Here is a 22,648-nt window from a genome sequence, read left to right as displayed (position 1 = left end):
CGCGCGCCTTGCCCGAAGCGCGATTGCAGCGAAAGCCGCAATCGCGCTTCGGAGAGGATCAGAACGCCAAGCCCATCGCGGTCTTCACGCCCGCCAGCGCGCGGACTTGCGCGAGCAGATCGGGCGTCAGCGCTTCGTCGATCGACAGGAGCAACACCGCCTCGCCCCCCGCCGAACGGCGGCCGAGATGGAAGGTGCCGATGTTGACCCCGCCCGTGCCGAGCAAGGTGCCCAGGCGCCCGATAAAGCCGGGCGCATCCTCGTTGACGACGTAGAGCATGTGCCCGGCGAGATCGGCTTCGACCTTGATGCCGAACAGTTCGACCAAGCGCGGCGCGGCGTCTCCGAACAGCGTGCCCGCAACCGACCGCTCGCCCGCATCGGTCTTGACCGAGACGCGCAGCAGCGTGTGGTAATCGCCTTCGCGCTCGGTGCGGACTTCGCGCACTTCCATCCCGCGCTCCTTGGCGAGGAGCGGTGCGTTGACCATGTTGACCGTGTCGGTCTGCGTCCGCAGGAAGCCGGCGAGGACTGCCGACACCATCGGCTTCTGGTTGAGCTCGGCGGCAGCGCCTTCGCTGTGGATCGAGATCCGCCCGATCGAGCCCGTCGTGAGCTGGCCGACCAGCGACCCGAGCTTCTCGGCGAGCGCCATGTACGGCTTCAAGCGCGGCGCTTCCTCGGCGGACAGCGACGGCACGTTGAGCGCGTTGGTGATGCCGCCCGACATCAGATAATCCGACATCTGCTCGGCGACCTGGATCGCGACATTGACCTGCGCTTCATCGGTCGAGGCGCCGAGGTGCGGGGTCGAGACGAAGTTGGGCGTGCCGAACAGCGGGTTGCTCTTGGCCGGCTCCTCGACAAACACATCGAGCGCCGCGCCGCCGATGTGCCCCGAATCGAGCCCGGCCTTGAGCGCGGCCTCGTCGATCAAGCCGCCGCGCGCGCAGTTGATGATACGAACGCCCTGCTTCGTCTTGGCGAGATTCTCGGCCGACAGGATGTTGCGCGTCTGGTCGGTGAGCGGGGTGTGGAGGGTGATGAAGTCGGCGCGTGCGAGCAGTTCGTCGAGCTCGACCTTCTCGACGCCGAGTTCGACGGCGCGCTCGGGCGACAGGAACGGATCGTAGGCGACGACCTTCATCCGCAGGCCGAGCGCACGGTCGGCGACGATGCCGCCGATGTTGCCCGCGCCGATCAGGCCGAGCGTCTTGGCGGTGAGCTCGACGCCCATGAAGCGGTTCTTCTCCCACTTGCCGGCCTGGGTCGAGGCGTCGGCCTCGGGCAGCTGGCGGGCGAGCGCGAACATCAAGGCGATGGCGTGCTCGGCAGTGGTGATCGAGTTACCGAACGGGGTGTTCATCACGACGACGCCCTGCGCCGATGCGGCGGGGATATCGACATTATCGACGCCGATGCCGGCGCGGCCGATGACCTTGAGGTTGGTCGCGGCGGCGAGAATGGCCTTGGTCACCTTGGTCGAGCTGCGGATCGCGAGGCCGTCATACTGGCCGATGATCGCGATGACTTCCTCGGGGGTCTTGCCGGTGATCTCGTCGACCTCGATGCCGCGTTCGCGGAAGATCTGGGCGGCTTTGGGGTCCATTTTGTCGGAAATGAGGACTTTTGGCATGGATTCTACTCCGTCGCCCCGGCGTAGGCCGGGGCCGCTATGGGGGATGTGCTGCGGTCAGTTGCGCAGCGGCCCCGGCCTCCGGGCCCCATCAAAGTATCACTTTGATGGGAGCCCTCCGCCGAGGCGACGTCAATCAGGCGGCCTTGGCGGTCGCGTAGGCCCAGTCGAGCCACGGGCCGAGCGCGACAACGTCGGCGGTGTCGACCGTCGCGCCGCACCAGATGCGCAGGCCCGGCGGCGCGTCGCGATAGCCGGCGACGTCATACGCGGCGCCCTGCTTTTCGAGCAGGCCGGCGAAGGTCTTGATGAACGCCTCGTCGGCGCCCTCGACCGTCAGGCACACGCTGGTCTTCGAGCGCGTTGCCTCGTCGGCCGCCAGGTGACCGAGCCACGAACGCTCCGCCACGATCTGGTCGAGTGCTGCGGCATTGGCGTCCGAGCGGGCGATCAGCCCGTCCGCGCCGCCGATCGACTTCGCCCATTCGAGTGCTGCGATGCAATCCTCGACCGCGAGCATCGATGGCGTATTGATCGTCTCGCCCTTGAACACGCCTTCGGTGAGCTTGCCCTTCGACACGAGGCGGAACACCTTCGGCAGCGGCCAGGCGGGGGTGTAGCTCTCGAGCCGCTCGACGGCACGCGGACCGAGGATCAGCACGCCGTGTGCGCCCTCGCCGCCGAGCACCTTCTGCCACGAGAAGGTCGCGACATCGATCTTCGCCCAGTCGATGTCGTAGGCAAACACCGCGCTGGTCGCGTCGGCGAAGGACAGGCCTTCGCGGGTCTCGGGGATCCAGTCGGCGTTCGGCACGCGGACGCCCGAGGTGGTGCCGTTCCAGGTGAACAAAACGTCGTTCGACCAATCGACCGCGTCCAGATCGGGCAGCTGGCCATAATCGGCGCGCACGACGGTGGGATCGATCTTGAGCTGCTTGACCGCATCGGTGACCCAGCCTTCGCCGAAGCTTTCCCAGGCAAGCGCGGTGACGGCACGCGCGCCCAGCATCGTCCACATCGCCATTTCATAGGCACCCGTGTCGGAGCCGGGGACGATGCCGATGCGGTGCGTGTCGGGGAGCTTGAGCAGTTCGCGCATCAGATCGATGCAGAGCTGGAGGCGCGTCTTGCCGATCTTCGAACGGTGCGAGCGGCCGAGCGATTCGGTAGCGAGGTTTTCAGGGGACCAGCCGGGCGGTTTCGCACACGGGCCGGATGAGAAGTAGGGGCGCGCCGGTTTGATCGCCGGGACGGCAGGTACGTCAGTCATGTAGTCTCTCCTTACAGAGAGCACGCGCGGCGTTGGGACCGCGTGGCCCGTCGACGGTCCTAGAGCCCGCGCAGCGCGCGTCAAGCGATGAGTCGTTCGTCGCAAGGTTGTGGCGGCGTTAACCAACGGGTTGGTATCGAGTCGCCATGTCGCGCCGCTCTCTCACCGTCCTCGTGTCGCTGCTGCTCGCCGCCTGTTCGAGCGGACACGACCAGCGCCCGCCGACTCGCCCGCGCGGGAGCCGGCCGATCACGCTCAGCCTGCCGACGAGTCGCGAGACGCAAGCGTGCTTCGCCGATCTGTCGCGCGAGGATGTGCGCTATTCGCCCTTGCCCGATCGCGATTATGGCGGTGGGTGCCAGATCGTCGGGGCGGTGCAACTGATCGACATCGGCGTACCCGTCACCAATCTCAAGGCGATGCGCTGCGGCCTCGCGCGCAGTTTCACCGGCTGGATCGAACATGCCGTCGCGCCTGCCGCGCGGCAGATGCTCGGCAGCGACGTGGTCCGCGTCGAAAGCATGGGAACATATGCGTGTCGCGCCGTGATCGGATCGGCGGCGGGGGCGGGGCGGTTGTCGGGGCACGCGCTTGCCAATGCGGTCGATGTGTCCGCGGTCGTGCTGAGGAACGGGCGGCGAATCACGGTTCAGCAGGACTGGAACGGCGGCGATCCCAATGCGCGGGCGTTCCTGCGCGCGATCCACGATTCGGCGTGCCGCCGCTTCGGCACGGTGCTCAGCCCGGACTACAATGCGGCGCATGCCAACCACTTCCATTTCGAGGACGATCACAAGGCGTTCTGCCGCTAGGCTTCAAATTCGCGCGCGCGGCGCTTAGATGCGGTGGATGACAGAGACACCGAAATCGGGAACGCCCGACGCCACGCACGCTGACAGCCACAGCCCCGACACGCATACGCATGTCCCAGCCCGCGTCTTTGCGCGCGCACGCCAGGACGCCGAGAATGCCAAGGCCGCCGTCAGCACCCCGCAGACCGAGAACCCGGCCTATCGCCTCGCCTTCCAGGACATGGACTTCCTGCTGCGCGAGGATCTGCGCCCGGTCCGCTTCCAGCTCGAGTTGCTCAAGCCGCAGCTGATCCTCGACGAGGCCAAGATCGGCTCGACCTTCGTGATGTACGGATCGGCGCGGATCCCCGAACCGTCCAAGGCGCAGGCGCTGCTCGATCTCGCGCGCAACGCGGTCGATCGCAACGAAGCGTCGATCCGCATTGCCGAGAGCTTGGTCGAGAAGTCGAAATATTACGACGTCGCCTATGAACTCGCGCAGCTCGTCAGCGCCTTCCCGGTCGACGAGGAGGGCAAGCGCCAATTCGTCGTCTGCTCGGGCGGCGGGCCGTCGATCATGGAAGCGGCTAACCGCGGTGCGGCCGAGGCGGGGTACGAATCGGTCGGGCTCAACATCGTGCTGCCGCACGAGCAAGCGCCGAACCCCTATGTGACGCCCGCGCTGTCGATGCAGTTCCACTATTTCGCGCTGCGCAAGATGCACTTCCTGCTCCACGCGCGCGCGCTGGCGGCGTTCCCGGGCGGGTTCGGGACATTCGACGAGCTGTTCGAGCTGCTGACGCTGATCCAGACGGGCAAGATCGCGCCGATCCCGGTGCTGCTCTACGGTCGCAAATTCTGGGAACGCGTCGTCAATTTCGAGGCGCTGGTCGAGGAAGGCGTCGTCTCGGCGAAGGATCTGAGCATCTTCACCTTCGTCGAAACCGCCGAGGAAGGCTGGGCGGTGGTGAAGGACTTCTACCGCGACAAGGACTGAGCCCTTCTTCGCCCCTCCCCTAAAGGGGAGGGGCTTTTCCTTCTGAGGTTATTTGGCGACCGGCGCCGCGGTCTCGCGGCCGAGCGGCGAGGAGGAGACCTTGCCGGCTGCGGCGGGCGCGGTCTCGTTGCCGAGACCCGCTGCGCTCGGCGAGGCCTTGCCGCCCGGATCGGCCGCGCCAGCCGCTGGCGGCGCCTTGGCGTCGGTTGCGGTCGGCGCACCGGCCGCGGGGGCGGGCAGCGGCAGGTTCGACCCCTGCGTGTTGAGATAGAGGATCACGTCGGCACGATCCTTGGCGTCGGTCAGACCGGCAAAGGTCATCTTGGTGCCTGCGGCATAGGCGCGCGGGCTGGTCAGCCACTTGTTAAGCTGATCGAAATCCCACTTCTTGCCGGCGCCCGCGGTCTTGAGCGCGTCGGAGAAGGCGTAGCCCGCCTTGCCTTGCGCGATCGCCTCGCCGACGGTGCCCCACAGGTTCGGGCCGATGCCGTTGGCGCCGCCCTGCGCGACGGTGTGGCAGGCGCCGCACTTCTTGAAGACATCGGCGCCGTGCGTCGCGTCGGCGGTGGCGAGCAGATCGGCGATCGGCTTGTCGGGCGCGGCGGGGCCGCCGCCACCAGCGTCGTCGGCCGGTGCCTCGATCGGATAGCCTTCTTTCTCAGACGTGATCGGCGCGACAATCATGTGGCCGGCAATACCGAGCGCGAGCGCAGCCGCCATGCTGCCCAAAATCCAGCCCGCAATCGTGTTGGTCCGGTTATCCATGCTCGTTTTTCCGCCTCTGCCGCAGGAGGGTCCCCCTGAAGGACCACGTAGTTGGTTTGACCCATAGATTCGCGCGGGGCGCACCGCAAGCCAAGCTTGCCGCACGGATGCAAGGCGGTTACCGCCCGGCTCCCATGGAAAATTTCGCCGAACCCGCCCGCGCGCTCGTCGCCCAGATGACCCAGGCCGCCGCCGCCGCGCCCGACCGCGCGGTCGCCTTTCAGGGCGCGCCCGGCGCCAATTCGCATATCGCCGCAGTGGAGGCGTTCCCCGACGGGCTGCCGCTGCCGTGCTTCGACTTCGCCGACGCGATCGACGCGGTGCGCGACGGGCGGGCGGATTGCGCGATCATCCCGATCGAGAATTCGCTCCACGGGCGCGTCGCCGACATCCATTTCTTGCTCCCCGAATCGGGGCTGGTGATCACCGGCGAGCATTTCCTCGGCATTCGCTATGCGCTGATGGGGCAGGGGCCGCTCTCGGGCGTGCGCGAGGCGATGAGCCATCCGCAAGCGCTCGGCCAATGCCGCCACTGGCTGCGCGAGCGCGGCATCGCGCCGGTCGCCTATCCCGACACCGCGGGTGCTGCGGCGGTGGTGGCCGAGCGTGGCGACCCGACGCTCGCGGCGCTCGCCCCGCCGGGTGCGGCGGCGCTGTACGGGCTCGAGACGCTCGCCAGCGACATTGCCGACGCCGATCACAACACGACGCGCTTCGTCGTGCTGGCGCGCGCTGGGCATCCCCCGATTGGTGAGGGTGCGTGGATGACGACGCTGATCTTCGAAGTGAAGAACGTCCCCGCCGCGCTCTACAAGGCGATGGGGGGCTTTGCGACCAACGGCGTCAACATGACCAAGCTCGAAAGCTATCAGCGCGGCGGGAGCTTTGCCGCGACCGAGTTCTACGCCGATGTCGAGGGGCGGCCGGGCGAGCATGGGCTCGACCGCGCGCTCGAGGAACTGGGGTTCCATTCGAAATGGGTGCGCGTGCTGGGGACGTATCGGCGCGCGCGGGCGCGGGGGTGAGGGGAGGCGGTTGGTTGACTCGATTGACCCCTGAACGTGGTGTTTACAACGGCGATCGTTTCCATTTCTGCGCTATTGCGGTTGCGCGGGCTCGACGATTTCAAAGAGCGGCGTGGTACATATCATGAACGTCGCTTGTAGGACAGGGCTATCGCCGATTGATGTGGAGGAGACGCGCGCGTTCCTGCGGACTGTCGTCACGCCTTTGGCTTTATTGCCTCCACGCCAAGCAGGACCGTTGCGCGATGGCGCAAATCCATGCCCACACTATGATCATAGGCTTGCCAGGCGCCGGCAACGAGCATGGCCCACAGGATGCTAAACAGCGAACCGACCAGAAAGTATTCGGCAAAGTCGCGCTTATCCAAATCCTTGAAGCGTGACACGGTTTTGAGCGCGATGACGGCAGCGAGGATTTCCCAGCGCTGCAGGATGACCCCGATCGCAAGGATGATCCGTTCAAGCGTGCCGATCCACCGGCCGGCGTTGTGCGCTGGCGCGTCATCGCTCGCCGTCGCGTCTTTGAGCCCCGTCAAACTGAAGATCTGGCGACAAAGAACATTGCCAAACCAGGTAAGGAGAAAATATCCCGCGATCGTGTATGCCAGCGCGTGAAGGATCTGTTGCATCACCCGCCTCCAGACTTGCGATCGATGGCGGCAAGTGCTTCGTAAATAGCCTGCCATTGGGTCTGGTAGAGATCAAGCTCGCCCGACCGCTGCACTTTGTATACCGTATGCACCGACACGTTACGCCGCGCGGCAATGTCCGTTGCGTTCAAACCGTCGAGGGCGGCGAGAACGTCACTGCGCTGTGTTTCGGTCCAGCGCCGCTCGATGGCGGTCAGGCCCGCCCCGATTGCATCAAGCAGCTGCTCCAGGAGAGGATCGTTCGGAAAGGAAAAGCGGTAGAGCGATGACGCCCGCTTGTCGTTGAGTTTGGCGCGTGCCGCGCTGAGTCCCGGTCCCATCATGTTCCACGCCCGCTTGTCGTTGAGCGGAGTACGAAGCGAAATCGCCCCGATGACGAACCGACATTCGATGCCATGGCCAAACAGCTCGAGCCGCATTGCGCGCGCCGCGAAGGCCGCTTCACGGAATGACAGCATCAATCCCTGGAATTCATCCCCTAGCGTGATGGTGAGCGGCGATGCCAAGGCGGGCCTTCGCTCATCGTTTTGGCGATCGACGGCATTGTTGAAATGATCATGTAGCGCGTCGATGGCCTCGCTGCTTTCGCTGCGCACCAGGTCGCCCATCAGGGCTGCATAGGAGTGATCACTTGCCATATTAGGGTCAATAGTAGTTTTTACCCAAATATGGGTCAACGTACGAATTAGCCCAAAAGAGGGTCATCAGCTTAGGTGGCGGGTCGGCGTTACAACAGGGAACGAGGCCTGCACGCGGGCAATTATCCCTCGGCCCAAGCCTTCAACAACGTATACGCAATCGCGTAAGGCGGCGGCGGCAAAAACGGGCCGTCGCCGCCCGCCAGCACCGCGCGCACGTCGTCGCGCGACACCCAGATCGCGTCCTCGAGCTCGTTGGTGTCGAGCGTGATCGCGTCGTCCTCGGCGCTGCCGACACAGGCGATCATCAGCGAGGAGGGGAAGGGCCAGGGCTGGCTCGCGATGTAGCGCACGCCCGAAACGCGGACGCCCGCTTCCTCCATGATTTCGCGCGCGACGGCTTCCTCGATCGATTCGCCGGGCTCGAGGAACCCCGCCAGCGCAGAGTAGCGGCCCGGCGGGAACGCCGGCTGGCGGCCGAGCAGCGCGCGGCCATCATGTTCCGCGATCATGATCACCACTGGGTCGACGCGCGGGAAATGCTCGGCCTTGCAATTGGGGCAGGCGCGGCCCCAGCCGGCGCGGAACAGCGCGGTCTGGTGCCCGCAATTCGCGCAGAACTGGTGGCGGCTGTGCCAGTCGAGCACCGAGCGCGCCGCGGCGTAGGTCGCCGCCTCGCCCGGCGCGAACTGGTCGAGCAGCGCGAACAGCCGCGGCGAGCGCCCGGCCGGTGCGCGCATCCCCGGCAGATACGCCGCGAAATGCGGGCGGCGCGCTTCGTCGAAACCGAGCAGGATCAGCTCGGCCTCCTCGGGCGTCTCGGCGAGCGAGGACCAGCCGAGCCGGCCCTCGCCATCGAGCTCGGGCTCGAAGCGGTCGAGCCGCAGCACGCGTGCGCGCCAGTCGCTGCGTGCCGCGGCTAACCCCTCGGGATCGTGGCGCAGCGCATCGGCGCGGTCGAGCAGACCGCCGGTAAAGCCTGGGGACATCACGCTATGCCGATCACTTGCGCTGGAGCGAGGGGGCAAGGTCGGCATACACCGCCTTGGTCGATTCGACGCGCAGCGGCCATTTGTCGCCCGGCAGGTAATTGACCATGATCGTCGCGCGGACCTGGTTGACCGGATCGACCCAGGCGATCGTGCCCGCAGCCCCGCCCCAGCCATAGGTGCCCTTGGCCGGGCCGCCGGGCGTGTCGTTGAGCGTGACCGAGCCGCCCGCGCCGAAGCCCTGCGGGTTGGTCGTGCCGCCGGTCGCCGAGACCGCGCCGGGGTAGATCACGCCGGTCGGCAGCAGGTTCGACATGGCGAGCCTGGCGGTGGCGGGCTTGAGGATGCGGACGCCGTCGAGGCTGCCGCCGTTCTGCAGCATGTGGAGGAAGCGGTCGTAATCGGTTGCCGACGTCACCAGCCCGGCGCCGCCATAGGGGAAGCTCGGCTTCTGGAGAAAGACCGAGGTCGCGCCGGGATCGAGCGGGACGCGCGTGTTGCCGGCGATGAAATAGCCCGTCGCCAGGCGGCGCGCGTTCGATGCGGGGACCTGGAAATAGCTCGAGTTCATCTTGAGCGGGGTGAAGATGCGCTGCTGGAGGAAGCCGTCGAACGACTGGCCCGAGGCGACCTCGATCACGCGGCCCATCACGTCGAGGCCGATCGAATAGCTCCATTTGGTGCCGGGCTCGGCGATCAGCGGGAGCGTGGCGACCTTGTTAGCAAAGGCTTCCAGCGTCGCGGGGCGCTTGAGGCGGAGCTGCGCCTCGGTCTTGGCGTCGGAGGTGAAGGGGGTGATGCCGGCGTCTTCATACGCTTTCAGCAGCGGGCCCTTGGTGATGATCGTGTAGCCGAGCCCTGCGGTGTGGGTGAGCAGGTTGCGGATCGTGATCGGCTTGGTCGCAGGGCGCGTCTCGAGCGAATCGGGGCTGATCTGGACGCGCATGGTTTTGAACGCGGGGATGAAGTCGCTGACCGGCTGATCGAGGCGCATCTTGCCCTCTTCGATCAGGATCATCGCGGCCATCGCGGTGATCGGCTTGGTCATCGAATAGACGCGCCACAGGCTGTCCTTGTCCACACGCGGAGCGCCTGGCTCGTCGCCGAGCTTGCCGGAGGCGACGATCGCGGTTGGCGTCTGACCTTGGCCGAACGCGCCGACCACGCCGGGGATTTTGTTGCTGTTGATGTAATCGGTGAACAGCCCGAAGGTCTTCGGGAAGCGCGCCAGATCTTTGCTGCCAAGCCGTTCGGTCACGACGAAATCGTCGTTCGCAGCTGTCGCTGGAGCGGACTGCTGGGGGACGGGCTGCGGTGACGCCTGCCCGGCGAGCGCCGCGGATCCGGCGATCGTCGCCAGCAACGTGATCGGAATCATCGCTCGAATCATGGTCTTGCCCTCCTGATGGCGTCCGCCGCCTTGGCGAATACCGTCGGCAGGCCCGCCGAGTCGATCTCGGTCACATCCCACCATTCGCCGTCGTCCGAATGCCCATCCACGCGCGCGACCGCAAGCGACAGTTCGAGCCGGAAGTGCGTGAAAACATGCGCGACGGTTTCGGGCAGCATCTGCCAGCCGGCGGCGAGTGGCGGATCGGCGAGGCCGGGCGGGGTGTCGGCCCACGGCCCGGTCGGCAGCGCGCGCATTCCGCCGAGCAGCCCGCGTGGCGGGCGGCGGACGAGCAGGACCTTGTCGTCATGCTGCGCCCAGAAGATCGTGCCGTGGCGCTGCGGCTTGGCGAGTTTCGCCGCCTTGATCGGGAAGCCCTCGGGATTGCCGAGCCGGTAGCCCTCGCACACGCTCGAGAGCGGGCAGGCGAGGCAGCGCGGGCTGCGCGGGGTGCAGACCGAGGAGCCGAGGTCCATCATCGCCTGCGCGAAATCGCCTGAGCGGGTGTCGGGGGTGATCTCGTCAGTCGCCGCGCGCACTTCGGGCATACCCCCGGGCAGCGGGCGTTCGATCGCGAACAGCCGCGCGACAACGCGCGCGACATTGGCGTCGACCACCACCGCGCGTTCGCCGAACGCGATCGCGGCGATGGCGGCGGCGGTGTACGCGCCGACGCCGGGCAGCGCGCGCAGGCCGTCTTCGGTCGTCGGGAAATCGCCCAAGGCGACGACGGCGCGGGCGCAGGCGTGGAGGTTGCGGGCGCGGGCATAGTAACCGAGCCCCGCCCATGCCGCCATCAGATCGGCCTCGGGCGCGGCGGCGAGTGCCTCGACGCTGGGCCAGCGCGCGACGAACGCCTCGAACTTCGGGCGCACCGCGGCGACCGTCGTCTGCTGGAGCATGATCTCGGAGAGCCACACCCGGTACGGATCGGGCGCGTTGCTACCGGGCGCGGCGCGCCACGGCAGATCGCGCGCGTGGCTATCGTACCAATCGAGCAGGAGTTTTGCTGGCGGGGCGGAAGGACGCTTGGCGGACACGGCTCCGCTATGGCATGGACGACGCAATGAGCAAGCGCGCCACTCCTGCACCCGTCGCCGAACGCCCGCGCGGCGGCCGTGCGCGATCGGTCGCCGAGCTGCTGCCCGATGCGGGCCGCGCCGCGTTTCGCCGCTTCGGTTTCGTCCAGAGCGCGGTCGTCAGCCGCTGGAGCGAGATCGTCGGGCCGCGCTATGCCGGCGTGTCGTCGCCCGAATCGATCAAATTCCCGCACGGCGAGCGTATCGGCGGCACGCTCAATCTCGTCGTGCGCGGCGCGCATGCGACGATGATGCAGCATATCGCGCCCGAGATCATCGAGCGCGTCAATCGCTTCTTCGGCTATGCCGCGGTCGCCAAGGTGCAGTTCCGCCAGGGCGACGTCCCCGTGCCGCGACCGCGCGCCGCGCCGCCGTCGTTGAAGCCGGTGCCGGTCGATCTCGGCGCGAGCCTCAGGACGATCGCCGATCCCGAATTGAAGGCGGTGCTCGAGGCCTTGGCGGCGGGTGTCGCAGCGACGCGCGGGGCGCCGAGCGTGGGTGGAGACGAATGATGCGATTTGGTCTGGTGGCGCTGGTGTTGGGCGTCGCTCTGGTTTCTTCGGCTGAGGCCGCTCCGCCGAAAAAGGCATCGGCGCACGCCGCGTGGCTGCAGACCGTCGTCGCGACGCCCGAGGGCGGGGTGCGGATGGGCAACCCGGCGGCGAAGGTCAAGCTGATCGAGTTCGGCTCGCGGACCTGCCCCTTGTGTGCGCGCTTCGATGTCGAGGGCCTTCCGGCGCTCAAGGCCGGCTATATCGCAAGCGGCAAGGTCAGCTACGAATTCCGCGATTATCCGGTGCATGGCGCGCTCGATCTCGGGCCGATCCTGCTCGGCCAGTGCGTCCCGACGCGTGCGTTCTTCCCGGTCCTCGATGCGATGATGGCCGAGCAAAAGACGCTGGTCGGGCGTAGCGACGCGATCCCCGATGCCAAGCAGAAGGAATTGCAGACCGCGACGCCCAACGCCGTCGCGAGCTACCTCGCCGGATTCTATGGCTATACCGATTTCGTGGTGAAGCGCGGCCTGCCGCTCGCCAAGGCCAATGCCTGCCTCGCCGATCGCAAGAAGATCGATGTGCTCGTCGCGCGCGCTGACGCCGCCAACAAGGCCTATGCGGTTTCCGGAACACCGACGTTCGTGCTCAACGGCGCGGCGCAAGCCAATGTGTACGACTGGGCGGCGCTCGAGCCGCTCGTGCGCGCCGCCGTCGCCAAATGATCTTACTGACTAGGAGCCTATCGATGACCCCTCGTATCCTGTTCGCCGCGGTTGCCGCGCTGTCGCTCGCGTCGTGCGGTGGAAACGATGCCGTTTCGGGCGGCAACAGCGCCGGCGGCACGACGTCGGGCGGCACCGTTGCGGGCACCAGCACCGCGGCAGTGACGCCTTCGGCCGCCGGGCAGAAGTGGATCGACACCGTCGTCAAGACGCCCGAGGGCGGTTATCGGATGGGCAATCCCGATGCGGCGATCAAGGTCGTGGAATATGGCTCGCGCACGTGCCCGACGTGCGGTGCGTTCGGCCAGACCGGGCAGAAGCCGCTGACCGACAATTACGTTTCGACCGGCAAGGTGAGTTACGAGTTCCGCGACTATCTGGTTCACGGCCAGCCCGATTTCGCGCCGAGCCTGCTCGGCCGCTGCGTCGGCACCGCGACCTTCTTCCCGCTGCTCGAAGCGATGTACGTGGCGCAGCCGCAATTCGAGGCGAAGCTCGCCGACCAGGCGGCGACCACCGCGCTGCAGACGCAGCTCCAGGGCAAGACCCCGAACGAGGCCGCCGCAGCGTGGGGCGATTATCTCGGCTATGTCGAGTTCGTGAAGCAGCGCGGCATCCCCGAGGCCAAGGCGCGCGCGTGCATCGCCGACAAGGCGGCGCTCGACGAGATCATCGGCATGATGAGCAAGGGTGACGGCGCGGCGGTGACGGGTACGCCGACCTTCATCATCAACGGCGCCAAGGTCGACGGCGTGACCTGGGCTGACGTCGAGGCAGCGCTCAAGCGCGCCGGGGCGTAACGCACCTAGCCCGTCATGCCGGGCTTGTCCCGGCATCCACGGTGCCGCATGGTCCGCGATCATGGGGTGCCGACGACGGTGGACCCCGGGACAGGCCCGGGGTGACGGCCTAGTTTTGGGAGGACGCCCCGCTGTTTTCACTCCGGCCGGGGGGCTCTGAATGCAGATCAAGCGGCTCCGCCTCTCCGGCTTCAAGAGCTTCGTCGACGCGGCCGATCTGCGGATCGAGCCGGGTCTGACGGGCATCGTCGGCCCCAACGGCTGCGGCAAGTCGAACCTGCTCGAGGCGTTGCGCTGGACGATGGGCGAGACCTCGGCGCGGTCGCTGCGCGGCGCGGGGATGGACGACGTCATCTTCGCCGGCACCAATACGCGGCCCGCGCGCGATTTCGCCGAAGTGTCGATGCTGATCGAGGCGGAGGGCGAGGAAAGCGAAGTCGTCCGCCGGATCGAGCGCGGGGCGGGCTCGGCGTACCGGATCGACGGGCGCGACGTGCGCGCGAAGGACGTGGCGTTGCTGTTCGCGGACTCGGCGACGGGCGCGCATTCGCCCGCGCTCGTCAGCCAGGGGCGGATCGGCGCGATCATCGCCGCCAAGCCGCAGGAACGCCGCGCGATGCTCGAGGAGGCGGCAGGGATCGCCGGGCTCCACGTCCGCCGCAAGGACGCCGAGCAGAAGCTGCGCGCGACCGAAGCCAATCTGACGCGGCTTGACGAACTGATCGCCGAACAGGACGGCCGCGCCAATGCTTTGCGGCGCCAAGCGCGGCAGGCCGAACGCTACCGCGCGCTCTCCGACCAGATCCGCATCGCCGAGGCGCGGATGATCTTCGCGCGCTGGCGCGATGCGCAAGCGGCAGCGGATGCGGCCAAGGCCGAGGCGGTGGCGTGCGAGGCGAGCGTCGTCGCCGCCGCCGAGGCGCAGCGCTCCGCCGCCGCCCATGCGCTGGCGGCGACCGAGGCACTGGCGCAGGCGCGCGGCGCGGCACAGGCGCTGCGCGAGGCGGCGAGCGAAGCGGGACACCGGCTCGGCGGATTGCGCGGTGAACAGGCCGCGGCGGTGCGCCGGACGCAGGAGCTGGCGGCGGCGCGGCTGCGGCTTGCCGACGACCGCGCGCGCGAAGGGTCGCTCGCGAGCGATGCCGCCGAGGCGATCGCGCGGATGACCGACGAGACCGAGCGGCTCGATGCGGCGCTTGCCGCGGCGATTGCGCGCGTGCCCGAGCTCGAGACGCGGCTGAGCGATACCGAACGCGCCGGACGCGACGCCGAGGTCGCGCTCGCGCAAGCGCTTGCCGCGCAAGCGACCGAGGCAGCCGACGCGCGTGTTGCCGATGCGGCGCTTTCGGCAGCGCTCGCGCGCGCCGAGCGCAGCGCGCGCGATCTCGCGCGCGTGACCGCCGAGGCTGCGGCGCTCGGCGATGCCGCGCCGCTCGTCGCGCAGCGCTCCGAGGCCGGAGCCGCGCGAACCCAGGCGCTCCACGACGGTGAAGATGCGCGCGCCGCGCTCACCCGCGCCGATGCCGATGAGCGCGGCGGCATCGCGCAGCGCGACGGCGCACAGGCGACGCGCGCGACGGCGCACGCCGATCTCGCCGCGCTCGACAGCGAGGCGACCGCGCTGACCAAGGCGACGCGCCGCGACGGGCGTGACCGGCTGCTCGACCAAGTCCAGCCCGAGCCGGGCTATGAGCGCGCGCTCGCCGCGGCGCTGGGCGACGATCTCGAAGCCGGGCTCGATCCGGCGGGCGAGCGGCACTGGGCGGGCGCCACGGTCGCGCCGGGCGACCCGCCGCCGCCGCAGGGAACGGTGCCGCTCGGGCAGCACGTCGTCGCGCCCGCGGCGCTCGCGCGGAGGCTCGCGCAGGTCATGGTGGTCGACAGCGACGACGGCGCTGCGCTCGCGGTCGGGCAGCGGCTGGTAACGCTGGGCGGCGTGCTGCGGCGCTGGGATGGCTATGTCGCCAAGTCGGGTGGTGCGGCGGCCGCCGAGCGGCTCGAGCGGATCAATCGCTTGCGCGCGATCACCGCGCTGCGTCCCGCAGCGGTGCTGGCGGTCGAGGCTGCGGACGCCGAGCTCTCGCGCATCGCCACGACGATCGCCAACGCGCGCGCGGCAGCGGTGGCGGCTCGGCGGACGCTGGAAAGCGCGGAAATGCGTGCGCGAGAAGCGGCGCGGGCTGAGGACCGCGCGACAGCGGCGATCGAACGGATCGAGGCGCAACGCGCCGATCTGGCGTCGCGGCGCGCGCGGATCGATGCCGAGCATGACGAGGCGGGAGCCGAGGTCGCCCGCGCGACCGCGCTGCATGCTGCGCTCCCCGATGGCAGCGCGACGCGCGAGCGCGTCCGCACGCTGTCGGCCGAGGCAGAGGCGCGGCGCAGCGCGATCGCAACCGCGCGCGCCGATCGTGCCGGGATCGACCGCGATGTTGCGAGTGCGCGCGAACGGCTCGCGGCGATGGCGGCCGAAGCGAAGGGCTGGCGGACGCGCGCGGGCGAGGCGGCGCGGCGGATCGCCGAGATGGACAAGCGCGATGGCGAGCTTGCCACGGAAGCCGAAGCTTTGATCGGCCGCCCGGAGGCGCTTGCGAACGAGGTCGCAGCGCTCGAACAGTCGCACGCCGCAGCACGCGCCGAGGCCGAGGACGCGGCGAGGACCGAGCGCGCCGCCGAAACCGCGCTGCGTGACACCGAGGCGCGTGCGGCAGCGGCGGCGGAAGCGCTGGCGCAAGCGCGTGAAGCCCGAGCAGGCGCGACGGCACGCGCGGAAAATCAGGAATTGCGCCGCGTCGAGATGAACCGGCTGGCGGGCGAGCGCTTTCAATGCCCTTCGGTGCTACTCCCCGAGCGCGTCGGGTTCGAGGGGGGCACGGTGCGCAGCCCGGCCGAGGAGTCGGCCGCCCACGAAAAGCTGATGCTCGATCGCGACCGCATCGGCCCGGTCAATCTCGTCGCCGAGACCGAGCTCGCCGAACTCGAAGCGGCAAGTTCGGGCAATGCCGCCGAGCGTGAGGAACTGGGGCTCGCGGTCAACCGGCTGCGCGGCTCGATCGGCACGCTCAATCGCGAAGGGCGGCAGCGGCTGCTCGCCGCGTTCGAGGCGGTCGACGGGCATTTCCGGCGGCTGTTTACGACGCTGTTCAACGGCGGCAGCGCGCATCTAGACCTGATCGATTCGGACGACCCGCTCGAGGCCGGGCTCGAGATCATGGCGCAGCCGCCGGGCAAGAAGCTCCAGTCGCTGACGCTGCTATCGGGTGGGGAACAGGCGCTGACCGCGGTCGCGCTGATCTTCGGGCTGTTTCTCACCAACCCGGCGCCGATCTGCGTGCTCGACGAGGTCGATGCGCCGCTCGACGATGCCAATATCGAGCGCTTCTGCGGGCTGCTCGACGCGATGACGCGCGAAACGCAGACACGCTATCTGATCGTGACCCACAATGCGGTGACGATGAGCCGGATGCACCGGCTGTTCGGGGTAACGATGGTCGAGCAAGGCGTCAGCCGGCTCGTCTCGGTAGATCTCGGCGGCGCGGAAAGCCTCCTCGCCGCCGAGTAGTCGGATCAGCAGCCGTTGCGACGGTTCTGCGCAGCGTCGTGACGCTTGTCGAGATGCTTGCCGAGGAGCGCACCGCCGACGCCGCCGGCCACCGTGCCGAGCACGCCGCCACCGAGCGCATTACCGGCGAGCGCACCACCGGCACCGCCGACGAGCAGGCCGGTCGTTCCCGACGAACGGCGGCACGAATAATGGCGGTTCGACTTGCCGTAATAGCGATGCTTGCGCGCTTCGGCCTTGTCGGTGGGGAGGGCCATCGTTGCCGGAATGACGAGCGAAGCGGCGGCGAGCGAGAGGAAGAGGTGACGCATGATGGTATAATCCCTTTTTGACCCTATTCGGGTGCGTAACGTTCCGTCGCGGCGAGGGTTGCATCGCCGAGCGAACAATCTCGTCTTGGCGATCATTTGATTAACCTTTGTTGAGCAATATGGCGGGTGAAATGAGCAAGGCTGAAATGGGCAAGGCAAGGCAACGTGCATGAACGATGCCACACTATACGGGCCGCAGAGCGACATCATTCCATACGCGGCCATGCCGACGATGGTGAAAACCGGCCTTTGGGCGTGCGACCTTGCAACGGAAACGCTGACGTGGAGCGAAGGCGTCTACGATCTGTTCGGGTTCCCGCGCGGCAGCGTGCTCGATCGCGCCACGGCGGCGGCATGCTACACACCTGAATCGCGTATCGCGCTCGAATGCCTGCGCATGGCTGCGATCCGCGACAAGACCGGCTTCATGCTCGACGCCGAGATCGAGATCGACGGCAAGCGACGTTGGGTGCGGATCGTCGCGCAAGTCGAATGCGTCGACGGCAAGGCCGGGCGGCTGGTCGGCTCGAAGAGCGACGTGACGCACGAGAAGCGGGTGGGGCTTCATTCGGGCTTCTGAATTCTAACTTGGGTTGCGTCTGGGCGGCGCGGAACATATATCGAACGTATGGCCCAGCTCGACGTCCAGCAGAAACTCGCGATCCTTGCCGACGCCGCCAAATACGATGCGTCGTGCGCCTCTTCGGGATCGGTGAAACGTACGTCGCGCGACGGCAAAGGGATCGGCTCGACCGATCAGGGGATGGGCATCTGCCACGCCTATGCGCCCGATGGCCGCTGCATCTCGCTGCTCAAGATCCTGCTGACCAACAGCTGCATCTTCGACTGCCATTATTGCATCAACCGCAAGAGCTCGAACGTGCGGCGCGCGCGCTTCACCGCGGAGGAGGTCGTGCGGCTGACGCTGTCCTTTTACCGGCGCAATTATATCGAGGGACTGTTCCTGTCGTCGGGGATCATCGGATCGTCGAACTATACCATGGAGCAGATGGTCGAGGTCGCGCGCAGCTTGCGCGAGGATCATGATTTCCGCGGCTACATTCATTTGAAGACGATCCCCGACGCCGATCCCGAACTCGTCCATCAGGCCGGGCTCCACGCCGATCGCCTCTCGATCAATGTCGAGCTGCCGACCGTCGCGGGACTGACGCGGCTCGCACCCGAAAAGTCGGCGGCGCGGATCGAGGGCGCGATGGGCGACACCAAGACCGCGATCCTCGATACGAGCGATGCCAAGAAGCGCTTCAAGTCGGCGCCGCGCTTCGCGCCTGCCGGGCAATCGACGCAGATGATCGTCGGGGCGGATGCGGCGACCGACGGCGATATCGTCACCAAGGCGTCGACGCTGTACGATCGCTTCGGCCTGCGTCGCGTCTATTATTCGGCGTTCAGCCCGATCCCCGATGCGAGTGCTGTGCTCCCGCTCCAGCGCCCGCCGCTGATGCGCGAACACCGGCTGTATCAGTCGGACTGGCTGATGCGCTTTTACGACTACACGCCGGCCGATGTCGTCGCCGCCGCCGACGCGACGACGGGGATGCTGCCGCTCGACATCGACCCGAAACTTGCCTGGGCGCTCAAGTTCCGCGGGTCGTTCCCGGTCGACGTCAACCGCGCGCCGCGCGAGGCGTTGCTGCGCGTGCCGGGGCTGGGGGTGAAGGCGGTGACCGCGATCCTGGCAGCGCGGCGCTGGCGGCGGCTGCATCTCGCCGATGTCGCCCGGCTCACGGTGTCCGTCGCGAAAGTGCGACCGTTCCTGATCGCCGAAGATTGGCGCCCGGTCGCGCTCAGCGATCGCGCCGAATTGCGACCGGTGGTTGCACCCAAGACCGAGCAATTGGAGTTGTTCGCGGCATAAGGGGAGCTTGATGCGCGCGATTACTCTTGCCGAACCCGATGATTTCGACGGCTGGCGCGATGCCGCGCGCAGTCTCGCCGCTGCGGGCGTGCCGCCCGAGGACGTCGTCTGGCAGGGCGCGGGCAACCCGACCGACCTGTTCGCGGCGACCGCCGACACGATGGTGCCGACCGGCCCGGCCTTTGCGGTGCCGCGCGCGTTTATCGATCTGGCGAAGAAGGCCGTGCTCCACCGCGATCCCGAGCGCTTCGCCTTGCTCTACACGCTGCTTGCGCGAATCCGCGTGCAGCCTGGCGCGATCGAGGATCATGCCGATCCGCTGCTCCGGCGGCTCGAGCATCTCGCGCACGAAGTGCGCAAGGACATCCACAAGATGCGCGCCTTCCTGCGCTTCCGCGAGGTCGACGAGGATGGCGTCGCGCGTTTCGTCGCCTGGTTCGAGCCCGAGCATCATATCGTGCGCGCCAATGCCGGCTTTTTCCTCGATCGCTTTTCGAGCATGCGCTGGTCGATCCTGACGCCCGAGCTGTCGCTGCATTGGGACGGCGAGACGCTCGCCGAAGGCCCCTGTGCCGCCAAGAGCGACGCGCCCGACGGCGACCCGATCGAGGAAGTGTGGAAGACCTATTACGCCTCGATCTTCAACCCGGCCCGGCTCAAGATCGGCATGATGCTGAAGGAAATGCCGCGCAAATATTGGAAGAACATGCCCGAGACCGCCTTGGTGGCAGGCCTCATCGCGGGCGCGCAGGCGCGCGAGAGCGGGATGATGGCGACGGCGCAGACGAAGCGCGACATCGGCGACAATATCGACGCGGCGTGGGCGGCTTTGCGGGGTGAAGCGGCGGGGTGCACGCGCTGTTCGCTCTACGGGCCCGCGACGCAGACGGTGTTCGGCGAAGGGCCGGTCGATGCCAGCTTGATGTTCGTCGGCGAGCAGCCCGGCGACCAGGAGGATCTGGCGGGCAAGCCGTTCGTCGGGCCGGCGGGGCAGGTGTTCGACCGCGCGCTGGCGGCCGCGGGGATCGAGCGCGCGGGTGTCTACGTCACCAACGCGGTCAAGCATTTCAAGTTCGAACCGCGCGGCAAGCGCCGCATCCATGCGAAGCCCGACGCCGGCGAAATCGACGCGTGCCGCTGGTGGGTCGAGCAGGAGCAATTGCTCGTCCGGCCGAAGGTGACGGTGGCGCTCGGCGCGACCGCGGCGCGCAGCCTGTTCGGGCGCGTGGTGACGATCGGCAAGGAGCGCGGGCGCGCGCTGACGCTGCCCGGTGGGGGCGAGGCGTGGATCACGGTGCATCCGAGCTATTTGCTGCGGATTCCCGACCGCGCGCAGGCGGATGCGGAATATGCGCGCTTCGTCGAGGATCTGCAGCGGGTCGGGGAGCGGGTGGCGTAGCGGCATCGTTCCCCGGCGAAGGCCGGGGCCCAGTCGTGGGCGCTATGGGACGGAGGCTGTGCTAGAACCGCCAACGCTCGCAACTGGGCCCCGGCCTTCGCCGGGGAACGACGGGCGCTACAGCAACAACGTTGCCTGCTCGGTCGCTTCCTCATTGTCGGTGATGCCCGACAGCGTCAGCCCGAGTAAGCGCACGCCGAGCGGCACCGGAAGCTGCGCATCGAGCAACGCACGTCCGCCCGCGACGAAGCTTGTGCGGTCGAACGCCCCGCGACTGAGCGAGCGCGCCCGCGTGATCGTGCGGAAATCCGAGAAGCGCAGCTTGAGCGTCACCGTCCGTCCGCGCACGCCGTGCCGCTCGATCCGCACCAGCGCCGCCTCGGCGACCCGGTCGAGCGCGGCGTGGAGATCGGCAGGGGACGCGATGTCGGTCTCGAACGTCCGCTCGGCGCCGACCGACTTGGTCGCGCGGTTGCTGCGTACCGGGCGATGGTCGATCCCGCGCGCCGCGCCGTAGAGATAGTCGGCATAGCTCCCGAAATGCGCGTGGAGGAAGGCGAGCGGTTGCTCGCGCAGGTCGGCGCCGGTCTCGATTCCGAGCGCCGCCATCCGCGTCGCGGTCACCGGGCCGACGCCGTGGAAGCGCTTGACCGGCAGGCTCGCGACGAACGCCGCGCCGCGCGCCGGGGGAATGACGCAGATCCCGTCGGGCTTGTTCTGGTCCGAGGCGAGCTTGGCAATGAACTTGTTGTAGCTAACGCCCGCCGACGCGGTGAGCCCAGTCTCGGCCTTGATCCGCGCGCGGATCTGCTCGGCGATCGCCTTGGCCGAGCCGAGGCCGTGGCGGTCCTCGGTCACGTCGAGATACGCCTCGTCGAGCGAGAGCGGTTCGATCTGGTCGGTATAGTCGGCGAAGATCGCCCGGATCTGCTGCGAGATCGCGCCGTAGACGTCGAAACGCGGCGGCACGAACACCAAATCAGGGCAGCGTCGCAGCGCGGTGACCGAGGGCATCGCCGAGCGCACGCCGAAGGTCCGTGCTTCATAGCTCGCCGCCGCGACCACGCCGCGCGCGCGTGATCCGCCGACCGCGACGGGCTTGCCACGCAACGCCGGATCGTCGCGCTGTTCGACCGAGGCATAGAAGGCATCCATGTCGATATGGATGATCTTGCGCTGTGGGGGCGGGGGCGGGGGTGGGGCGCTGTCGGAGTCGGCCATGCTTCGCGTAACGCTACTCGCCGCAGGATAGGTGGGGAGCTTCTGTTGCTCGGTGCCCCCCGGACCGCCGGTGTCCGCTTCTGTTGCCCGGTGCGGCCCGGACCGCGCTTTTAACTTAGTAACTTAGACCGTTAGGCCTTAGTGTTACGCAGCAATCGCGAGTGCATGGTTATCGTTTGCACTTGTGGTTATGAGCCTTGAACAGGTTACTCAGCCTGGGCAAAAACAGCGCCTTTCAATACACGTCGATCCTAGTTCGACCCCGTCATACCCCCTCTGGAGAGAGGGGGTGTGGTGGAGTCGCCGGGTACTGCCCCCGGGTCCGCTGCATCTATTCTACGCCGCACTTTATCACCATAGCCGGGCAAGCCCGGCATGGGCGATATAGGCATGTTACAGCCGCGTGAAAAGGGGCGTTGCAACATGATGAAAAGGCCCGGTTTGACACCTTCCGCCTTTCACTCGCCACAAATCGGGTGCATGGGTTAGTATATCATGTTGACGCAACGTTCCCGCTACGCACTCCGCGCGATGATGTTCCTGGCGCAAGCCCCCGACGGAAGCCCCCCGATCCCGATGAACCGCATCGCCGCCGAGGCGAACGTGCCGCGCAAGTTCCTCGAGCTGATCCTCGCCGATCTGCGCGAGGCGGGGTTTCTCCACAGCCATCGCGGCAAGATGGGCGGGTACTGCCTGTCGCGCCCGCCGCACCTGATTTCGCTCGGCGAGATCATCCGCGTGATCGAGGGGCCGCTCGCGCTTGTGCCGTGCGTCAGCCGTACCGCATACCGCTCGTGCAAGGACTGCAAGGACGAGGCGACCTGCGCGATCCGCCACGCGATGATGCGCGTGCGCGACGAGACCGCACGGATTCTCGATGGCACCAGTCTTGCCGATGCGACTGCCGAGGAATTGGTCGCTGCCTGACGTGCTCCCCTCCCCGTCAGGGGTGGGGTTGGGGGTGGGGCCGAGTCTCACCGAGACCTGCCCTGTGCCTAGACGTCCCCACCCCAACCCCTCCCCTGAA

At 67.8% G+C, this 22,648-nt stretch carries 21 protein-coding genes and 1 other RNA gene; 11 read left to right on the top strand and 11 right to left on the bottom strand.

Going from position 1 to position 22,648, the window contains the following annotated elements; translation table 11 throughout:
- Positions 1-58 precede the first annotated feature (58 nt).
- Positions 59-1,636 carry a phosphoglycerate dehydrogenase gene (serA, locus tag IE187_RS08625; protein WP_189675895.1) on the bottom strand — a complete coding sequence of 526 codons (1,578 nt, stop codon included), beginning with the start codon at positions 1,634-1,636 and terminating at the stop codon, positions 59-61.
- 136 nt (positions 1,637-1,772) lie between these two features.
- On the bottom strand, positions 1,773-2,906 hold the full coding sequence (locus tag IE187_RS08620) for a phosphoserine transaminase (protein WP_189675894.1): 1,134 nt from the start codon (positions 2,904-2,906) through the stop codon (positions 1,773-1,775).
- Between the two features lie 146 nt (positions 2,907-3,052).
- Between IE187_RS08620 and IE187_RS08615 the strand changes: the two genes are divergently transcribed.
- Together IE187_RS08615 and IE187_RS08610 are read left to right on the top strand one after the other, a co-directional pair.
- On the top strand, positions 3,053-3,718 hold the full coding sequence (locus tag IE187_RS08615) for an extensin family protein (protein WP_133186283.1): 666 nt from the start codon (positions 3,053-3,055) through the stop codon (positions 3,716-3,718).
- 37 nt (positions 3,719-3,755) lie between these two features.
- Entirely contained in the window at positions 3,756-4,694 is a 939-nt protein-coding gene (locus IE187_RS08610) for an LOG family protein (RefSeq protein WP_189675893.1), read from the top strand.
- A 48-nt stretch (positions 4,695-4,742) separates the two neighbouring features.
- Here IE187_RS08610 and IE187_RS08605 read toward each other — a convergent pair whose 3' ends face one another.
- Positions 4,743-5,459, bottom strand: a complete 717-nt coding sequence (locus IE187_RS08605; RefSeq protein WP_189675892.1) for a c-type cytochrome — start codon at positions 5,457-5,459, stop codon at positions 4,743-4,745.
- Between the two features lie 134 nt (positions 5,460-5,593).
- On the opposite strand from IE187_RS08605, the gene IE187_RS08600 reads away from it, so the two are divergent.
- Positions 5,594-6,484, top strand: coding sequence for a prephenate dehydratase (locus tag IE187_RS08600; RefSeq protein ID WP_189675891.1), 891 nt, complete (start codon positions 5,594-5,596; stop codon positions 6,482-6,484).
- Positions 6,485-6,681: 197 nt separating this feature from the next.
- Here IE187_RS08600 and IE187_RS08595 read toward each other — a convergent pair whose 3' ends face one another.
- The 5 genes from IE187_RS08595 to IE187_RS08575 form a co-directional block, all read right to left on the bottom strand.
- On the bottom strand, positions 6,682-7,113 hold the full coding sequence (locus IE187_RS08595; protein WP_189675890.1) for a hypothetical protein: 432 nt from the start codon (positions 7,111-7,113) through the stop codon (positions 6,682-6,684).
- Positions 7,113-7,772 (bottom strand): SatD family protein, encoded by a 660-nt coding sequence (locus tag IE187_RS08590; protein ID WP_189675889.1) that lies wholly within the window; start codon positions 7,770-7,772, stop codon positions 7,113-7,115. Before IE187_RS08590 ends, IE187_RS08595 begins: the two co-directional genes overlap by 1 nt.
- A gap of 122 nt (positions 7,773-7,894) precedes the next feature.
- The gene (gene nudC / locus IE187_RS08585; RefSeq protein WP_438810921.1) at positions 7,895-8,761 is read right to left on the bottom strand and encodes an NAD(+) diphosphatase; all 867 of its coding nucleotides are present in this window, start codon (positions 8,759-8,761) and stop codon (positions 7,895-7,897) included.
- A gap of 13 nt (positions 8,762-8,774) precedes the next feature.
- Positions 8,775-10,151: a serine hydrolase domain-containing protein gene (locus IE187_RS08580; protein WP_189675887.1), complete on the bottom strand. Its 1,377-nt coding sequence runs from the start codon at positions 10,149-10,151 to the stop codon at positions 8,775-8,777.
- Positions 10,148-11,152: an A/G-specific adenine glycosylase gene (locus IE187_RS08575; protein WP_189676234.1), complete on the bottom strand. Its 1,005-nt coding sequence runs from the start codon at positions 11,150-11,152 to the stop codon at positions 10,148-10,150. The genes IE187_RS08580 and IE187_RS08575 overlap by 4 nt, the downstream gene beginning before the upstream one ends.
- Before the next feature lie 53 nt (positions 11,153-11,205).
- Here IE187_RS08575 and IE187_RS08570 point away from each other — a divergent pair, with 53 nt between their 5' ends.
- The 4 genes from IE187_RS08570 (at position 11,206) to IE187_RS08555 (ending at position 16,811) form a co-directional block, all read left to right on the top strand.
- Positions 11,206-11,742 (top strand): DUF721 domain-containing protein, encoded by a 537-nt coding sequence (locus IE187_RS08570; RefSeq protein WP_189675886.1) that lies wholly within the window; start codon positions 11,206-11,208, stop codon positions 11,740-11,742.
- Positions 11,739-12,449, top strand: coding sequence for a thioredoxin domain-containing protein (locus IE187_RS08565; protein WP_189675885.1), 711 nt, complete (start codon positions 11,739-11,741; stop codon positions 12,447-12,449). Before IE187_RS08570 ends, IE187_RS08565 begins: the two co-directional genes overlap by 4 nt.
- 23 nt (positions 12,450-12,472) lie before the next feature.
- Positions 12,473-13,249, top strand: coding sequence for a thioredoxin domain-containing protein (locus tag IE187_RS08560; RefSeq protein WP_189675884.1), 777 nt, complete (start codon positions 12,473-12,475; stop codon positions 13,247-13,249).
- Positions 13,250-13,409: 160 nt separating this feature from the next.
- Positions 13,410-16,811, top strand: coding sequence for a chromosome segregation SMC family protein (locus IE187_RS08555; protein WP_189675883.1), 3,402 nt, complete (start codon positions 13,410-13,412; stop codon positions 16,809-16,811).
- Between the two features lie 5 nt (positions 16,812-16,816).
- On the opposite strand, the gene IE187_RS08550 is transcribed toward IE187_RS08555, so the two are convergent.
- Positions 16,817-17,122, bottom strand: a complete 306-nt coding sequence (locus tag IE187_RS08550) for a hypothetical protein (RefSeq protein ID WP_133186307.1) — start codon at positions 17,120-17,122, stop codon at positions 16,817-16,819.
- A gap of 169 nt (positions 17,123-17,291) precedes the next feature.
- On the opposite strand from IE187_RS08550, the gene IE187_RS08545 reads away from it, so the two are divergent.
- The 3 genes from IE187_RS08545 to IE187_RS08535 are packed head-to-tail and all read left to right on the top strand — an operon-like array spanning position 17,292 to position 20,400.
- Positions 17,292-17,702 (top strand): hypothetical protein, encoded by a 411-nt coding sequence (locus IE187_RS08545; RefSeq protein ID WP_229839310.1) that lies wholly within the window; start codon positions 17,292-17,294, stop codon positions 17,700-17,702.
- Between the two features lie 48 nt (positions 17,703-17,750).
- Complete coding sequence (locus tag IE187_RS08540) at positions 17,751-19,001, top strand: putative DNA modification/repair radical SAM protein (RefSeq protein WP_133186309.1); 1,251 nt, start codon at positions 17,751-17,753, stop codon at positions 18,999-19,001.
- 10 nt (positions 19,002-19,011) lie between these two features.
- The gene (locus tag IE187_RS08535) at positions 19,012-20,400 is read left to right on the top strand and encodes a UdgX family uracil-DNA binding protein (protein WP_189675882.1); all 1,389 of its coding nucleotides are present in this window, start codon (positions 19,012-19,014) and stop codon (positions 20,398-20,400) included.
- Positions 20,401-20,517: 117 nt separating this feature from the next.
- Here IE187_RS08535 and dinB read toward each other — a convergent pair whose 3' ends face one another.
- Complete coding sequence (gene dinB / locus IE187_RS08530; protein ID WP_189675881.1) at positions 20,518-21,621, bottom strand: DNA polymerase IV; 1,104 nt, start codon at positions 21,619-21,621, stop codon at positions 20,518-20,520.
- 69 nt (positions 21,622-21,690) lie between these two features.
- Positions 21,691-22,035, bottom strand: a transfer-messenger RNA (tmRNA) gene (gene ssrA, locus IE187_RS08525).
- 81 nt (positions 22,036-22,116) lie between these two features.
- On the opposite strand from ssrA, the gene IE187_RS08520 reads away from it, so the two are divergent.
- The gene (locus IE187_RS08520; RefSeq protein ID WP_189675880.1) at positions 22,117-22,548 is read left to right on the top strand and encodes an RrF2 family transcriptional regulator; all 432 of its coding nucleotides are present in this window, start codon (positions 22,117-22,119) and stop codon (positions 22,546-22,548) included.
- Positions 22,549-22,648 lie beyond the last annotated feature (100 nt).

Source organism: Sphingomonas glacialis (assembly GCF_014653575.1).
GTDB lineage: Bacteria > Pseudomonadota > Alphaproteobacteria > Sphingomonadales > Sphingomonadaceae > Sphingomonas > Sphingomonas glacialis.
The sequence above is the reverse complement of the archived record's forward strand: the minus strand, read 5'-3'. Positions and strand labels throughout refer to the sequence as shown.

Excerpts from the sequence above, each read along its gene's own strand:
- IE187_RS08615 (WP_133186283.1), top strand. The coding sequence starts at position 3,053 with ATGTCGCGCCGCTCTCTCACCGTCCTCGTGTCGCTGCTGCTCGCCGCC.
- IE187_RS08555 (WP_189675883.1), top strand. The coding sequence starts at position 13,410 with ATGCAGATCAAGCGGCTCCGCCTCTCCGGCTTCAAGAGCTTCGTCGAC.
- IE187_RS08610 (WP_189675893.1), top strand. The coding sequence starts at position 3,756 with ATGACAGAGACACCGAAATCGGGAACGCCCGACGCCACGCACGCTGAC.
- IE187_RS08595 (WP_189675890.1), bottom strand. The coding sequence starts at position 7,113 with ATGCAACAGATCCTTCACGCGCTGGCATACACGATCGCGGGATATTTT.
- nudC (WP_438810921.1), bottom strand. The coding sequence starts at position 8,761 with ATGTCCCCAGGCTTTACCGGCGGTCTGCTCGACCGCGCCGATGCGCTG.
- IE187_RS08545 (WP_229839310.1), top strand. The coding sequence starts at position 17,292 with ATGAACGATGCCACACTATACGGGCCGCAGAGCGACATCATTCCATAC.
- IE187_RS08540 (WP_133186309.1), top strand. The coding sequence starts at position 17,751 with ATGGCCCAGCTCGACGTCCAGCAGAAACTCGCGATCCTTGCCGACGCC.
- IE187_RS08520 (WP_189675880.1), top strand. The coding sequence starts at position 22,117 with ATGTTGACGCAACGTTCCCGCTACGCACTCCGCGCGATGATGTTCCTG.
- dinB (WP_189675881.1), bottom strand. The coding sequence starts at position 21,621 with ATGGCCGACTCCGACAGCGCCCCACCCCCGCCCCCGCCCCCACAGCGC.
- serA (WP_189675895.1), bottom strand. The coding sequence starts at position 1,636 with ATGCCAAAAGTCCTCATTTCCGACAAAATGGACCCCAAAGCCGCCCAG.
- IE187_RS08620 (WP_189675894.1), bottom strand. The coding sequence starts at position 2,906 with ATGACTGACGTACCTGCCGTCCCGGCGATCAAACCGGCGCGCCCCTAC.
- IE187_RS08605 (WP_189675892.1), bottom strand. The coding sequence starts at position 5,459 with ATGGATAACCGGACCAACACGATTGCGGGCTGGATTTTGGGCAGCATG.
- IE187_RS08590 (WP_189675889.1), bottom strand. The coding sequence starts at position 7,772 with ATGGCAAGTGATCACTCCTATGCAGCCCTGATGGGCGACCTGGTGCGC.
- IE187_RS08560 (WP_189675884.1), top strand. The coding sequence starts at position 12,473 with ATGACCCCTCGTATCCTGTTCGCCGCGGTTGCCGCGCTGTCGCTCGCG.
- IE187_RS08535 (WP_189675882.1), top strand. The coding sequence starts at position 19,012 with ATGCGCGCGATTACTCTTGCCGAACCCGATGATTTCGACGGCTGGCGC.
- IE187_RS08570 (WP_189675886.1), top strand. The coding sequence starts at position 11,206 with ATGGACGACGCAATGAGCAAGCGCGCCACTCCTGCACCCGTCGCCGAA.
- IE187_RS08580 (WP_189675887.1), bottom strand. The coding sequence starts at position 10,151 with ATGATTCGAGCGATGATTCCGATCACGTTGCTGGCGACGATCGCCGGA.
- IE187_RS08565 (WP_189675885.1), top strand. The coding sequence starts at position 11,739 with ATGATGCGATTTGGTCTGGTGGCGCTGGTGTTGGGCGTCGCTCTGGTT.
- IE187_RS08550 (WP_133186307.1), bottom strand. The coding sequence starts at position 17,122 with ATGCGTCACCTCTTCCTCTCGCTCGCCGCCGCTTCGCTCGTCATTCCG.
- IE187_RS08600 (WP_189675891.1), top strand. The coding sequence starts at position 5,594 with ATGGAAAATTTCGCCGAACCCGCCCGCGCGCTCGTCGCCCAGATGACC.